This window comes from Antarcticibacterium sp. 1MA-6-2, assembly GCF_021535135.1.
Classification (GTDB): domain Bacteria; phylum Bacteroidota; class Bacteroidia; order Flavobacteriales; family Flavobacteriaceae; genus Gillisia.
Genome location: NZ_CP091036.1, coordinates 3687266 through 3700982, shown reverse-complemented (window position 1 = coordinate 3700982; position 13717 = coordinate 3687266). Strand labels below are relative to the sequence as shown.

Genomic DNA, 13717 nt, shown 5'->3' with positions numbered 1-13717 from the left:
CATACTATAGCTTACCCAGGAGATTTTTAAAAACAATCCCGAAAACCTACTCAATCTTTAAGGGAAAAATAAATTAGAGAAGCCTAAATCCATAGTACAGGCATTTTGTTCTCAAATGAAAATATAGCTCACAGCAAATTAAGCTTGAGTAGAAGATGTACTTTATTCTCCCTCCAAATGACGTTGCTTTTTTAGATCTGCAATTCTTGATTCAGCCAAATTCAGCAAGCGCTCATCTCCTATAGAATTATATTTGTCGAGATAGGATTGATAGTAGGAAATAATTGTAGATAAATCCTTAAAATAATTATCTGCTACAACCGCACGTTCATATAGTGCGCGTTCATTTTGTGGGTTTTCTTCCAAAGCTTTATTCAAGTATTCCAATGCATCCTTAAATTCTTTCTTATACTTAAGAGTTATTCCCAGGCTGAGATATTCTGCATCCACGGGTTGTTTTTTTATAAGAATAGCCATTAATAAATGTGCTTCAGATTTTTCAAGTTCACCCTGAAGAGCGTATAATTTTCCCAGAGAGTAATGAGTTCCGAAGTTTTTATCCTCAATTTCAAGTGCGCTCAGGTATAAGCTGTTATGGCATCTTCCAGATTGCCTTCGTGAAGATAAGCGTAGCCAAGCCTGGTAAAAATAAATTCACTCTTCTCCCCCAGTTCGACGAGTTTCTCAAAAGGAGGAATAGCTTTTTTATATAATGCCCGTGCAGAGTATGCCTGAGCAAGAATAGAAAGTAAGGACACATTCTCCGGATGGTGCTCAAGTCCCATTAAGGAGTAATTCTTGGCCATGTCATAACTCCTGTTTTGAAGCTCATTCTTTGCAAGCTTGTACAAAGCTGGCTGGTGAGACTGGTCTTTCTCAATCGTAAGTTTATAGAAGGGCAGGGCCTCTTCATCATTCTCCTGTTCCTGCTCCTTTATTAATCCACGCTGGTAGTAAAAATTTGCATTTTCAGGATATTTTTTATTCAATTCCCTGTAAACACTGTCAGCTTTCATTAGCTGATTATCTTTTACAAGAGCTTTCGCATACTCTATTGTTGCCAAAATTTTTTCAGGATTTTGGTGCAGGACTTTTTCATAATATCCTACTGCTTCTTTAATATTTCCTTTGGCAGCATTATACTGCGCCAGTTTAAGAATGATAGAAATAGTGGCAGGGTTAGAACCTTCCAGCATCTCTATGGCTTTTGCGGTCTCTCCTACAGTAAACAGGCTATCTGCAACAGCCAAAGCCGGAGTTTGTGCTCCGGCCCTGACAGCTAACAAAATAATAAAGGTTATTACCAGCTTATTCACCTACCTGGAATACTATAGGTAGCGAGTAAGACACGTTTACCTCCTGACCATTATGTTTTCCAGGCGTTATTACGGTAAGCTGTTGATTACGCGTTTAGCTTCTTCTTCCAAAGCAGGATGTGGTGCGCGGGAACGAACATCTATTACCTGCCCCTGAGAATTTATTTTAAAAATTGCAATTACTCTATTACGCCCTGTTAAACCTAATTGTTTACCCAGGCTTGTATTAAATTCCTTTTGTACGTGTTCCTGAATCTTTTGAGACATACAATTTTTTCGTTCTTCGTTTGTTTCAAGGCCTTCACATCCAGGAAATACTGGCACCTCTTCAATTACAGCAAAAGGAATATCGTCGCCTTTCTCGTATTTTATGGTTTCAGATTTTTCTTCTCCATTAGCATTCTTAGTACTTCCGGGTAAATTTATATACATATCATACTTGTCACTAACTTCTAATTTTATGTATCCTTCTGGTACTTCCTCATTCCTACTATGGACAGAATAAGTTATTTGATTTCCTTCAATGGTTGCCCAGCTTACATAATCCGGATTGTTAATGAGAAAATCCTCATATTTTTTGTGGATCTCCCTCTTTTCATTGGACATTTCCTCTTGTTTGTTCATGGTATAACTATACTGGGAAAGTGAATCCTCTTCTTGATAATTCATAGAAGAATTCTCATCTGAGCAGGCCACGTAAGTGAGCATTGCCATCACTAGCGGTATCATTACCAGATACTTTAATTTTGCTGTTGTTTTTGATCTTGACTTTTGTAACATAACAATTCGTTTTTTGATTAATGATTGATTTATAAATTGGTTGATGAATGAAATATTTGTGGTGTTAAAAGCTGAATTTAATAGTTGTTCGTAATAAGATCTTTTAGGTGTACTCTTCACCACGCTTGCATCGGCAATAAATTCGTGAACAGCCGCCATCCTGTTCTGGTAGATATAAACGAGCGGATTAAACCAGAAAATGATCTTTAGTATCTCAAAGAACAAAAGGTCCAGACTGTGCTTCTGCTTAACGTGGACTAATTCGTGAGACAGGATTTGAAGTTTTTCGGTTTCAGTTAATTGATCACCTAAAAAGATTGTTCTGTAAAACGTGCAGGCGATGTTGGAATTTGGAACCTCAATAATGCGCAGATTCTTTTCAGCAGAAATTGCCCTAAAACGGAATAATCGGCTCAAATTCTGAAATTTTCTGAAGAAAATCCCCAGGCTTACCACTACTCCCGTTCCATAAACCAGCAGCCACCAGTTAATCTTAGCAATTTCCGCAGAAGCTTCAGTAGTAAAACGACTTTGAGCCGCTACTAAGCGCATCTCCAATAAAAACTTCCGGCAACCAGATGAGGTAGTTTCCCGCCATAGCCTCTGCAGGTACTATATAAGCAAGTGCTTCAATTTTTAAGAACGGTAATAAAAGTGCTAATACTGAAGTAGTAAGTAAATACCACCTGTTGTAAGTGAAAAAAGTTTCCTTCTTCAGCAGCACTTCATACACCAGTAAGAACAGGAGTTGAAAAAATACGACTTGTAAAATATATGCAGTCATTTTTTAAAATTTAAGATATCACACTTAACGAAGATCTTTTTCTGTACTTGAATTGGTAGGGGCTTTACTTATGCTACTCATTATTATCGTACAGCATAAAGTACTCCAGCGACCTGACCATTGTGTTTTCCTGGCTCCATCTGCGGAAGGGAATTTACTGCCTTGATTGCTTCCCTTTCAAGGATTGATCTTTCATCCACATCAAGTTTTGGAGAAGTAGCCCTTGCCTTTGCACCTGTTACTTTTCCTGTTTCATCTATTCTAAATACCACAGTTACATTTCCCCCTTCAGGTTGTGTAAATAAATTTACAGTGTCTTCGGAAATATTAGTTTTTACGAAATTTGTTACTTTTTCTGCCATACAATTTTTACGCGCATCACTGGAATCAAATTTTTCACATCCCGGATAAACGGGTGCTTCCCCGACTACTGCGAAAGGCACATCAGGCACAGGTTGTGAAGAAATGCTTGTGCCCGGATTTGGAGAGATCTTTCCCTGCTGTTCTCCTGTTACAGGGTCTACGCTAAATTCCAATGTTTTTTTATCATCTTTTACAACTAAGGATTTATAGGCTCTCTTTTCCATTACCAGGGAAACCTTGTTTTCCAACATCCTTTTTTGTTCTACGGAAAGCTGGTCGAGATCTTTAACTTCAATAACTAAATCTTTAGATGAAGTATCAATTGATCCTATTTGTTGCTCAAAAGAATAACCTGTAAATGACAGCATTATCAACATTAGAGGTAAAACCACCAGGAATTTGGTTTTAGCTATAGCTTTTGATTCAGATTTTTGTAACATAATGATTCGTTTTTTGATTAATGAATGACTAAAAAATTGATTGATGAATGAAATGTCCCGGGAACTGAAGGCGCTGTTGCAACTGCTCATAATAATTGCGCTTCCCGGTTTCCCTGACAACAGCTGCATCGGCGATGAATTCGTGCAGAGTGGAAATTCTGTTTTGATAGATATAAACCAGGGGATTAAACCAAAGAACTACTTTTAGAAATTCAAAGAAAAGAAGGTCGATGCTGTGTTTCTGCTTTACGTGTACCAGTTCGTGAGGAAAAATTTGTTGTCTCTCATTTTCGGTTAATTGATCACCAAGGAAAATGGTTTTGTAAAATGTACTGGCAATATTAGAATTGGGAATTTCAATGATCTTCCAACCTTCTTCCGAAGCAATAGTTCTAAACCTGAACAATCTCTCCAGTTCATTATATTTCTTCTTTAACAGATAAATACTTCCGAAGACACCTGCAGAATAAATGATGATAAACCAATTGATCTCTGCACCCCCTCCATTGATCTCTCTTGCAGGAGTAGATCCAGAAATTCCAGATTCCAATAATGCTAAATTAGACCACCATATATCTGAAATTTCCGGAAGAGCATTAGGAGTGATAAGAAAGGAAAGCTCTTCCAGCTTGAGAAAAGGCAATAGAAATGAAATGGCTGCTGTCATAATTAAATACCACCTGTTCCAGTTAAAAAAAGTTTCTCTTTTAAGCAGCACTTCATACACCAGTAAAAACAGGAGTTGAGAAAATACGACCTGCAAAAAATAGCCAATCATCCTATTGATCTTTTTTATTAATTTCCTTTAATATTGCTTCCAGCTCTTTGGTATCAAGATCATTTTTCTTCATAAAGAAGGAAACCATACTTTTAAAAGAACCATTAAAATAGCTGTCCATTAGTTTATTCATACTTTGGTTGGTGTAAGTTTCCTTATCCACCAGAGGGAAATAGAGGTAGCCTTTTCCCTTCTTTTCATGGTCTACAAATTCTTTGCTTTCCAGGATTCGTACAATTGTTGAAACCGTATTATAGGCGGCTTTAGGTTCCGGCATTACATCTATAATTGCAGCAACATTGGCTTTCTTAAGCTGCCAGAGAATTTGCATGATCTCTTCTTCGGCTTTGGTTAGTTGTTTTATTTTCTCCATTTCTTCTTTTAATTCAAAGGACTCAATTTCAAATTTAAACTAAATAATTAGTTTCACCTAATTTTTTAGTTGAATAATTATAATAAAAATAATTTTCTTACTTAACACAGTTTGAGAAGCCGCTATAAATAAATTCCTTATTTTTAAATTTAATTTTCTAGAAATGGATAAAGAAGAGATCAAAAAAGAATTTAATCAGTTCCTGGATTCAGCTTCAGACGAAACTATTAAGGATTTTTTACAGTTCCTAAAAGACAGAAAAGCAAAAAAATCTATTCCACAATTAGATTTCACCAAAGACATTAAAGTTGATCCCAGCCTCTTTAAAAACAGGGCTAATTAATGGACATAATTTTAACTGCTATAGGCGGGATTTTAATGATAGTGGGGATCCTGGGAAGTTTTTTACCTGTTTTACCGGGAGTTCCTGTTAGCTGGGTTGGCTTGCTCCTTTTGCACCTCTCCCCTTCTGTTCCTATGAATTACTGGTTCCTGGGAATAACATTTGTAATAGCAGCATTTATTTATGGGTTAAATCTCGTAATTCCGGCAATGGGCACTAAAAGATATGGTGGCAGCCGTACAGGAATGATTGGTGCTACTATTGGTTTAGTAGCGGGCCTAATTACACCTATACCCTTTGGAATTTTTTTAGGAGCATTTATTGGGGCATTTATTGGAGAGATCATTAATAAAAGTGATCGTAATTCGGCTTTAAAAGCAGCCTATGGATCATTCATAGGTTTACTTGCCTCCAGCTTCATGGAATTTATTGTGGCCTGTGGTTTCCTTATCCTGTTTCTTTATAAGGTGTGGGATTTCAGGGAAGTGCTGTTTTAAGCAAAAGCCCGCTACAAAACAACGGGCTCTAACACAAAAAACAAAATAAACAATACCGTTTCCGGTATTAATGGGCCATAATTACAGCTTTTCTCTTCTTCAGCTGTTTTTCAATCTCACGGGTAGTTTCTTTTGCGGCTAATTCAAAATTATGATCCCTGGAGGAGGCAAATATTTTGGGCCCTGGTGTACTCAGTTCTATTTCGCAGATCTTACCGTTTCCAGATGGATCATTTTCTTTTTTAAAAAATACCCGGGCCTGAGTTATCCACTGATATCTTTCACCTAATTTTTCCACCTTACTTACCACATATTGCGTCATAGTTTCACTAAAGGGCATCTTCACATATTGTACATTAATATTCATAATCTGAAGTTTTAGGAATTATTTTACTCAAAGGTATAGACTATGTTCAGCTCTAAATATGAGGATTATCAGGTTCTGTAGGATTTCCATATTCTTTTCAAAAACAGCTTAAGAGCAACATCATTTTAAACTCCTGAATTATTAGGAACAGAATTCTATTCAATTGGACATCTTTCCCAATCTCCTGTTCTTCCTCTAATTCGATTAGTCTCTTAACCATCTACAATTGTCCAACTTTAAATTATCCTTTCGACATTCCTCCAATTTAAAGACCATTTAAGCCGACAGCAAACGACAACAAACAATTGCAAACGACCATAAATGAAAGTAAATATTTATCTACCGAATAAAGATTTACACCTCATCTAAGTTTGTCTCGTTGAATCATAGGAATTCAATTGCATTAACTGTTTAACATTTAAAAATTTAAAATTATGAACGCACTTAGAAACAAAGTACAGTTGATTGGAAGAGTAGGACAGGATCCTGAAATTTTAAACCTGGAAACCGGAAAAAAACTGGCGAAGTTTTCCATCGCCACCAATGAGAACTTCACCAATGCTAAAGGTGAAAAAGTTGAACACACAGACTGGCACAATATTGTCGCCTGGGGAAAGACTGCCGAGATTATAGAAAAATTTGTCAATAAAGGTAAAGAGGTTGCAGTAGAAGGAAAGCTTACCAATCGCTCCTGGGAAGATAAAGACGGGCAAAAGAGATACACTACGGAAGTAGTTTGCAATGAATTGCTTTTGCTTAGCAAATAACAGGTTCCAGAATTCGCCGGAAGATCCTCCTCCGGCGAATTTTACTATGGTAATATTCACTTATTCAGATAAAACAGCAACTTATGTATTTCGATTATGGAAAAATGTCAAAAAATAATCAGGCTTCTAAAAACACATTTCGGTTTTGAAAATTTTAGATTAAATCAGGAAGAGATTATTAAGGAAATACTTTCTTCTAAAGACACTCTTGCGATAATGCCAACAGGAGGTGGTAAATCTATTTGTTTTCAATTACCTGCTCTCATTTTAGAGGGAACAACAGTTGTAATCTCCCCTCTCATTGCTCTTATGAAGGATCAGGTAGATTCCCTATTAGCTAATGGTATTGCAGCTGCCTTCTAAAACAGTAGTCAAAAGCAGGAAGAACAGGCATCGATATTACAGAAACTAAAACAACAAGAACTAAAATTATTGTATGTAGCTCCCGAAAGCCTTATGGGTTTACTTCCAATTATTCGCTCGTGTATAATAAACTTTTTTGCTGTTGATGAAGCACACTGCATCTCCTCCTGGGGCCACGATTTTCGCCCTGCTTATACTCAATTATCTATACTAAAATCAGAATTTCCTGATAAACCTATACTAGCCCTAACAGCTACTGCCGATCCTGCTACACAGGATGACATTTTAAAACAGTTAAATATTCCCTGTGCCTCAAAATTCATTAGCTCGTTTGACCGAAAAAATCTCTTTCTCGAAGTACGGCCGGGAAATGACAGGAACCCACAAATTTTAAAATTTTTAAACCTCCGCTCCAATGAGAGTGGAATTATTTATTGCCTTACCCGAAAGAGCACTGAGAAACTGGCCATTTTCTTACAGGACCAGGGGTTTGATGCCAAAGCATATCACGCAGGCATGCCCCCTGAAGAGAGAATGGAAATTCAGGATGATTTCCTTAGTGATAGGTTATCCATTATTGTTGCAACCATTGCATTTGGAATGGGAATAGATAAAAGTAATGTACGTTGGGTAATACATTATAATTTACCTAAAAATATAGATGGATATTATCAGGAAATTGGCCGGAGTGGGCGCGATGGTTTACAAGCCCACGCTTTGCTCTTTTACAGCTATTCAGATATAAGACAACTAAGAAAGTTTATCATAAATACCCCTACAGAAAAATTCCAATTGGCAAAATTAGAGCGAATGCAACAATTTGCTGAAGCTTTGAGCTGCCGAAGGATTATTCTATTAAATTATTTTGGGGAACAGGTTTATTCAAACTGCGGAAATTGTGATAACTGTAATACTCCTCCCAAAGATTTTGACGGTACTATCCTGGCACAGAAAATTTGTTGTGCCATTGCCCGACTTAAAGAAAAGGAGGCTGCCGGAATGGTGATCGACTTCTTAAGGGGTTCCCGGAATTCTGCAATTTATGACAGGGGATATCACAAACTTAAAACCTATGCCGTCCTTAAAAATATTTCCAGGTTCGAGGTACAACAATACATTATTCAGTTGATAAACAGGGGGATTCTTGAAATCCATTTTCATGACAATAGTAAATTATGTCTTTCTCCTTTGGGAAAATCTGTTTTGCATAATAATACCATTGTAAAACTCTCTCGAATAGAGCCTATTGAAAAAGAAGATTATAAAGAAGAACATAAAACTGAGATTAACCCCGACAATTTATTTGAAAAGTTACGAAAGCTCCGGTTAAACCTGGCCAATCAAAAAAAGGTACCTGCATATATAATTTTCAACGATGCCAGCTTAAAAGATATGCTTATGAAACTACCTGTCAATCCCAAAGAGTTCGCGCAAATTAATGGGGTAGGAAGTGCAAAACAGGAAAAATATGCAGAAGCATTTACTAAGTTAATAAAGGATCATCTTCAACAACAACAACAACAACAACAACAACAACAACAACAACAACAACAACAACAACAACAACAACAACAACAACAACAACAACAACAGGAAGAAGATCATTATAAAGCAACAAGGCGCAGCTTTTCATTAGAAGAAAAACGAGCAGTTTACAAAAACGCCTATTCCCCATGGAGACGGGAGGATGATGAAAAATTGCAATTGTTCATTTTAAAGGGGATGCTTGTAAAGGAGATAAGCGAAATTTTCGAAAGAAATCCTGGGGCTATCAGGTCAAGAATAAAGAAGCTTCAATTATAATAGAGTAGAAAAAATTCTTCTGTTCACAAAACCCGGGAAAAATTTCAGATAGGCTAAAAAAGCTTGCTCCTTCTTCACCTGGTGTTAAATAAATTCCAAACCTGTTTTATCTTATGGAGTTACAGTGCAGATATTCTAATTTAGGAGAAATGATTTAGCCCACTATGGAAAAATTAATCACTCTCACAGTAAATCCAGCCCTGGATGTTTATACAACAGTAGAAAAGCTCGAACCTGAAAAAAAATTACGCTGCACTCCCTCCTCTAAGGACGCAGGAGGAGGTGGGGTTAATGTTTCCCGTGTTTTAAAAAGATTGGGACATGACGCCAGGACAATTTACACCCGCGGCGGCTATACAGGAGAAATTTTTGGAGAGCTTCTTAAAAAAGAGAATATTAGCCAGGATCCTGTAGAGGTGAAAAATGACCTAAGGCAAAATTTCGCAGTAAGTGAGACTTCCACAGGAAATATTTTTAGATTCGGATTTCCGGGGGCGGAACTCGAAGAAGATGCATATAACAGGATCCTACAAAAACTTGAAAATATTGAGGGAGCTAAATTCCTTGTCGCCAGTGGTAGTTTACCTCCCGGGGCACCAAAAAATTTCTACACAAGAGTAGCACGAGTGGCTAAAGAGCAGGGATTAAAATTAATCATGGACACCTCTGGAGATGCTTTATGTGAAGCATTAAAAGAAGGTGCTTTTCTAATTAAGCCAAACAGTGAAGAGTTGCAGGATATAATAGGTAAAAAAGCATCTAATAACGAGGAGCAAAAAGAGCTGCTAAGGGAAGTTTTGGAAAAATTTCCTGTTGAAGCTATTGTTCTTTCGCAGGGGCCGGACGGCGCCTTTCTCGCCACCCGTAAGGGAATTAATCATTTTCCTGCACCTAAAGTTGAGTTTGTAAGTTCAATTGGTGCGGGTGACAGTATGGTCGCAGGAATTGTCTCCCGCCTATGTAAAGGAAAATCTCTTGAGGATGCTGTTCTATACGGCCTCTCCTGTGGAAGCGCTACTATTAAATCTCCCGGAACAGAACTTCTCAAAAAAGAGGATGTAGAAGAATTATACGCGAAGCTCGTAGAGCGGGTAAAACAGGAGAGCTGAAAAGTCTAAATCCATGTATGAATTATGAATACATGGTTTTATAATGCTTCAATACGTTCCCAGCCCTGGATAAATCACCGCCTTTCATTTTCAGATTATGCTGCATAAATTGAAAATTTTATTCTGAAAGATCTACTGTCCCTATATTCTTTTTAGCCACTCTTCTTTTAGAGCATTCACCTTCCTGGTAACAAATACAAGCTTCAAAGAAAACAAGGCTTCACCTTCTTCAGAAAAAAATACCTCTACTACCGAATTACGAAATTCAAACCTGCTCCTCAGAAGAAAGCTCTTATTTTAAGGTAATTTTTCCACTAAAGCCGCTAAAGGAAATTAGTGTCAAACTCCTATTCTTCACATTTTTCCAGTTCATTCCAAAATCCAATACGTTTAGGAGCAATTCAAATACTCGATAACTCCACAAATGTTACACTTTTCCCAAGGTAGATAGCCTCCATTAAATTATTGATTATTTTTATTTTCTATGGAAGAACATTACCTTATTTTGGCGGCTATAGGTTTTGCTACACTTGTAATGGCCTGGCTTCCTTCTATTTCCAAAAAGATTAAAATTAGCTTTCCAATTCTTCTCCTGTTCATAGGCTTTGCACTATTTTATATAGGCACTCCACTAAAGTGGCCTGACCCTTTATGGGGTGATGAGGAAATGATGTATTTCTCTGAAGCTATAGTAATTATAGCTTTAATGGGTGCAGGTTTGAAAATAGGGAGTGTTTTCTCCTTTTCTTCCTGGAAAAGACCTCTGTTGTTGGTATTCGTTACAATGCCACTGGCAATGGCTGCTGCTTATTTCTTAGGAATTTATTTTCTGGCGCTTAGCGTCCCTTCTGCCCTTTTACTGGCAGCTATACTTGCACCTACAGATCCCGTCCTGGCTGCTGAAGTACAGTTGGATGAACCCACCCGGGAAAAAGAACCCGAAGATAAACGCCGCTTTACACTTACTACAGAGGCAGGTTTAAATGACGGAATGGCTTTTCCCTTTACTTATTTAGCAGTAATGGTTGCACAAGCAGGGGTTGGGCCACTTTAAATTTCAGCAACTGGTTTTGGGATAAATTGTTGTTGAAGATCATTATAGGGGTCGTAATTGGAATTATAATAGGGAGATTAATGGGCTATTTGCTTGATCGTTTACACGTAGTTACTGGCGTAAAGACTTTTGATGGATTTGTTTCTCTTTCTCTCACTTTTATGACCTACGGCTTAACCGAGTTTCTCCATGGATATGGATTTCTTGCAGTTTTTTTTGTAGGCCTAACCCTGAGGTATTATGAAAAGATAAGTGGGGACTATAAAAAGAAAATGCACGATTTCATTCACGAAATTGAACGGCTGCTTCTAACAGTTTGGATTATTCTCTTTGGTGGCTCCTTAATTAATGGTGTCCTGGAAATGACCGATTGGCGCGGCTTGGTATTTGCTCTTATTTTTATCCTTATTATTCGACCTCTTGCAGGTTTAATAGGACTTGCAGGAGTTAAAGATCCTATTAGGTCGAAACTTGCAGTAGGTTTTTTGGGTATACGGGGAATTGGTTCTGTGTTTTACCTGGCCTGGGCTATGGTGAAATTTGAAGAATTCGAAAGCAGAACAGAACTTTACGGCATTACCGCCTATGTTATATTAATTTCTATTGTATTACACGGTATTACTGCACCTTCTATTATTGAATATTTTAAAGATTCCAGAACCCAAGAACAACCTGAAAAATCAGGCAAGGCTGAATAAACAATAACAGTATCCGGACTTTCCTTTGGAGGAGGATCTCTTCTCTAAACATTTCACAAATAGTATTAAAATTTTTAATCTTCTATTGTTGCGACTTATCTTAAAGAGAAGAGATTATACACAGTATTAAAGGCTATAAAATGAAAAGGATCAAAAAAATCAAATCCCCCAAAAAAATCAAATTTTCCGGATGGAAGAAAATTATTGTAAAAGTAAAAGATCGAATTGCAGAAGATAATCTTACAATTGTTGCAGCAGGTGTAGCATTTTATGCTTTTCTGGCCATTTTTCCTGCCCTGGTCGCCTTACTTTCCATTTATGGTCTTGCTGTAGATCCACAGCAGGCTGAGCAACAAATTACCCAACTATCAGGCATGATGCCTAAAGAAGCTTTTTCAATTATTAAGGAAAGAATAGATAATTTTCTTGAAACATCGGGTAGTACACTAGGCTGGGGAACTGCATTGGGAATTTTAATAAGTTTGTGGAGTGCAAATGCAGGCACAAAATCTCTTTTTGCAGGAATAGACATTGCTTACAATACCAAAAACAAAAGAGGATTTATTAAACAGAATGCTCTCACTCTCGTCTTTACCTTAGGAGCTATTATTACCCTGTTTTTAAGTATGGCACTTATCGTAATTTTCCCGGCTGTCGTCCACGCATTTGGCCTTCCTGAAAAGATTGATCTTCTAGTTAGTTGGTTGCGCTGGCCACTTTTAGCAGGTATAGTAATATTCGTTATTAGCCTCATCTATAAATTTGCACCAGACAGGGGAATCCCAAAATTTAAATGGGTAATGTTAGGTGCATCATTAGCTACCATTTTATGGCTTATTGCCTCCCTGGGTTTTTCCTTTTACGTAAGTAATTTTGGGAACTATGGAGAAATGTATGGTTCTATAAGCGCGGTGGTAATTATGCTTTTATGGTTGTTTCTTACCAGCTTCATAATTTTAATTGGTGCCGAAGTTAATGCTCAAACTGAAGTTTATGCCGAAGAAAATTACTAAATCCTAAACCTATAATTTTTCTTTAAAAGAAGGTTAGCCTAGTTAAAACTGTGTTATTTCAAACTCCCTTAACTCTTTAAGCTTCAAAAACCCGAAATTAGATAACTATAAAAAAACATTAATGACATTAAACGGCAAAGTGGCTGTAGTAACAGGAGCCAGTAGCGGAATTGGAAAAGCTATAGCGTATAAATTATCTGAGTATGGCTGTAAAGTAGTGCTTGCGAGCAGGAGCAAAGAAAAACTGCAGATGATTAGCGACAGTTTAAAGGGTGAGAGCATGGTGGCAGAAATGGACGTAAGCAGTTCTAATAGCGTTGCCGCAGCCTTTAGAAGGATCAAAACGGAATATAATAAAATTGACATCCTGGTAAACTGTGCGGGAGTAATGCCGTTAACTTACTTAAAGAACAGGCACCTTGAGGAATGGCTGGAAACCATTGAAGTTAATGTTAAAGGTACTTTACGCTGTATACATGAAGTGCTTCCTTTTATGAAGGATCAAAACAGTGGGCATATTGTAAACATTGCTTCTGTAGACGGAAAAGAAGTATATCCCGGCGGAGCGGTTTATGGCGCGTCAAAGGCTGCTTTAATTGCATTATCAACGGCCATGAGAATGGAACTTTCTCCTGAATTCAACATTAGAATTACGGCAATAGAACCCGGCACTGTTGATACTGACCTGAGAAAGGATATTACAGACCAGGAGTTGCTGGATGATAAAGATTATGGAAATGGGGAGGCAAAGCTAAAGCCGGAAAATATTGCAGATGGAGTATTTTATGCTCTTACCCAACCCGAAACTGTAAACGTAAATGAAATATTAATAAAGCCAACTGGCAAATCATAGGATTACTAATTTAAAA

The 13717-nt window shown here is 37.3% G+C and carries 17 protein-coding genes and 1 pseudogene; 10 read left to right on the top strand and 8 right to left on the bottom strand.

What is annotated here, in order from left to right; genetic code table 11:
• Nucleotides 1–162: 162 nt before the first annotated feature.
• The 7 genes from LZ575_RS18805 to LZ575_RS18775 all read right to left on the bottom strand — a co-directional run bounded on the left by LZ575_RS18805 (nt 163) and on the right by LZ575_RS18775 (nt 4825).
• Nucleotides 163–477, bottom strand: coding sequence for a tetratricopeptide repeat protein (locus tag LZ575_RS18805; protein WP_235326489.1), 315 nt, complete (start codon nt 475–477; stop codon nt 163–165).
• A 101-nt stretch (nt 478–578) separates the two neighbouring features.
• Complete coding sequence (locus LZ575_RS18800) at nt 579–1286, bottom strand: lipopolysaccharide assembly protein LapB (protein ID WP_235326487.1); 708 nt, start codon at nt 1284–1286, stop codon at nt 579–581.
• Nucleotides 1287–1385: 99 nt separating this feature from the next.
• On the bottom strand, nt 1386–2648 hold the full coding sequence (locus tag LZ575_RS18795; protein ID WP_235326485.1) for a M56 family metallopeptidase: 1263 nt from the start codon (nt 2646–2648) through the stop codon (nt 1386–1388).
• Entirely contained in the window at nt 2611–2880 is a 270-nt protein-coding gene (locus tag LZ575_RS18790) for a hypothetical protein (RefSeq protein ID WP_235326483.1), read from the bottom strand. The genes LZ575_RS18795 and LZ575_RS18790 overlap by 38 nt, the downstream gene beginning before the upstream one ends.
• Nucleotides 2881–2963: 83 nt before the next feature.
• On the bottom strand, nt 2964–3683 hold the full coding sequence (locus LZ575_RS18785; protein ID WP_235326481.1) for an energy transducer TonB: 720 nt from the start codon (nt 3681–3683) through the stop codon (nt 2964–2966).
• Nucleotides 3684–3711: 28 nt separating this feature from the next.
• Entirely contained in the window at nt 3712–4461 is a 750-nt protein-coding gene (locus tag LZ575_RS18780) for a M56 family metallopeptidase (RefSeq protein ID WP_235326479.1), read from the bottom strand.
• A gap of 1 nt (nt 4462) precedes the next feature.
• Nucleotides 4463–4825 (bottom strand): BlaI/MecI/CopY family transcriptional regulator, encoded by a 363-nt coding sequence (locus tag LZ575_RS18775; RefSeq protein ID WP_235330774.1) that lies wholly within the window; start codon nt 4823–4825, stop codon nt 4463–4465.
• Between the two features lie 172 nt (nt 4826–4997).
• Between LZ575_RS18775 and LZ575_RS18770 the strand changes: the two genes are divergently transcribed.
• Nucleotides 4998–5177: a hypothetical protein gene (locus LZ575_RS18770; RefSeq protein WP_235326477.1), complete on the top strand. Its 180-nt coding sequence runs from the start codon at nt 4998–5000 to the stop codon at nt 5175–5177.
• Entirely contained in the window at nt 5177–5674 is a 498-nt protein-coding gene (locus LZ575_RS18765) for a DUF456 domain-containing protein (RefSeq protein ID WP_235326475.1), read from the top strand. Before LZ575_RS18770 ends, LZ575_RS18765 begins: the two co-directional genes overlap by 1 nt.
• Nucleotides 5675–5741: 67 nt before the next feature.
• Here the strand turns inward: LZ575_RS18765 and hpf are convergent, their stop codons facing one another.
• A complete protein-coding gene (gene hpf / locus LZ575_RS18760; protein WP_235326473.1) occupies nt 5742–6041 on the bottom strand; it encodes a ribosome hibernation-promoting factor, HPF/YfiA family in 300 nt (99 codons plus the stop codon).
• Between the two features lie 434 nt (nt 6042–6475).
• Here hpf and LZ575_RS18755 point away from each other — a divergent pair, with 434 nt between their 5' ends.
• The 8 genes and pseudogenes from LZ575_RS18755 to LZ575_RS18725 all read left to right on the top strand — a co-directional run bounded on the left by LZ575_RS18755 (nt 6476) and on the right by LZ575_RS18725 (nt 13701).
• A complete protein-coding gene (locus LZ575_RS18755; RefSeq protein WP_235326471.1) occupies nt 6476–6808 on the top strand; it encodes a single-stranded DNA-binding protein in 333 nt (110 codons plus the stop codon).
• A 96-nt stretch (nt 6809–6904) separates the two neighbouring features.
• A pseudogene (locus tag LZ575_RS24410) lies at nt 6905–8353 on the top strand (RecQ family ATP-dependent DNA helicase); the annotation flags it as partial.
• A 6-nt stretch (nt 8354–8359) separates the two neighbouring features.
• Entirely contained in the window at nt 8360–8974 is a 615-nt protein-coding gene (locus tag LZ575_RS24405) for an HRDC domain-containing protein (RefSeq protein ID WP_409187225.1), read from the top strand.
• 164 nt (nt 8975–9138) lie between these two features.
• A complete protein-coding gene (locus LZ575_RS18740; RefSeq protein ID WP_235326467.1) occupies nt 9139–10083 on the top strand; it encodes a 1-phosphofructokinase family hexose kinase in 945 nt (314 codons plus the stop codon).
• Between the two features lie 484 nt (nt 10084–10567).
• Nucleotides 10568–11137 (top strand): cation:proton antiporter, encoded by a 570-nt coding sequence (locus LZ575_RS22930; RefSeq protein ID WP_255702695.1) that lies wholly within the window; start codon nt 10568–10570, stop codon nt 11135–11137.
• A gap of 32 nt (nt 11138–11169) precedes the next feature.
• Nucleotides 11170–11835: a cation:proton antiporter gene (locus tag LZ575_RS22925; protein WP_255702694.1), complete on the top strand. Its 666-nt coding sequence runs from the start codon at nt 11170–11172 to the stop codon at nt 11833–11835.
• Between the two features lie 140 nt (nt 11836–11975).
• Complete coding sequence (locus tag LZ575_RS18730) at nt 11976–12848, top strand: YihY/virulence factor BrkB family protein (protein WP_235326465.1); 873 nt, start codon at nt 11976–11978, stop codon at nt 12846–12848.
• A 121-nt stretch (nt 12849–12969) separates the two neighbouring features.
• Entirely contained in the window at nt 12970–13701 is a 732-nt protein-coding gene (locus tag LZ575_RS18725) for an SDR family oxidoreductase (protein ID WP_235326463.1), read from the top strand.
• The last annotated feature ends 16 nt before the right edge of the window (nt 13702–13717 follow it).

Excerpts from the sequence above, each read along its gene's own strand:
- LZ575_RS18765 (WP_235326475.1), top strand. The coding sequence starts at position 5,177 with ATGGACATAATTTTAACTGCTATAGGCGGGATTTTAATGATAGTGGGG.
- hpf (WP_235326473.1), bottom strand. The coding sequence starts at position 6,041 with ATGAATATTAATGTACAATATGTGAAGATGCCCTTTAGTGAAACTATG.
- LZ575_RS18725 (WP_235326463.1), top strand. The coding sequence starts at position 12,970 with ATGACATTAAACGGCAAAGTGGCTGTAGTAACAGGAGCCAGTAGCGGA.
- LZ575_RS18755 (WP_235326471.1), top strand. The coding sequence starts at position 6,476 with ATGAACGCACTTAGAAACAAAGTACAGTTGATTGGAAGAGTAGGACAG.
- LZ575_RS18805 (WP_235326489.1), bottom strand. The coding sequence starts at position 477 with ATGGCTATTCTTATAAAAAAACAACCCGTGGATGCAGAATATCTCAGC.
- LZ575_RS18780 (WP_235326479.1), bottom strand. The coding sequence starts at position 4,461 with ATGATTGGCTATTTTTTGCAGGTCGTATTTTCTCAACTCCTGTTTTTA.
- LZ575_RS18795 (WP_235326485.1), bottom strand. The coding sequence starts at position 2,648 with ATGCGCTTAGTAGCGGCTCAAAGTCGTTTTACTACTGAAGCTTCTGCG.
- LZ575_RS18730 (WP_235326465.1), top strand. The coding sequence starts at position 11,976 with ATGAAAAGGATCAAAAAAATCAAATCCCCCAAAAAAATCAAATTTTCC.
- LZ575_RS18785 (WP_235326481.1), bottom strand. The coding sequence starts at position 3,683 with ATGTTACAAAAATCTGAATCAAAAGCTATAGCTAAAACCAAATTCCTG.
- LZ575_RS18790 (WP_235326483.1), bottom strand. The coding sequence starts at position 2,880 with ATGACTGCATATATTTTACAAGTCGTATTTTTTCAACTCCTGTTCTTA.
- LZ575_RS22930 (WP_255702695.1), top strand. The coding sequence starts at position 10,568 with ATGGAAGAACATTACCTTATTTTGGCGGCTATAGGTTTTGCTACACTT.
- LZ575_RS18770 (WP_235326477.1), top strand. The coding sequence starts at position 4,998 with ATGGATAAAGAAGAGATCAAAAAAGAATTTAATCAGTTCCTGGATTCA.
- LZ575_RS18740 (WP_235326467.1), top strand. The coding sequence starts at position 9,139 with ATGGAAAAATTAATCACTCTCACAGTAAATCCAGCCCTGGATGTTTAT.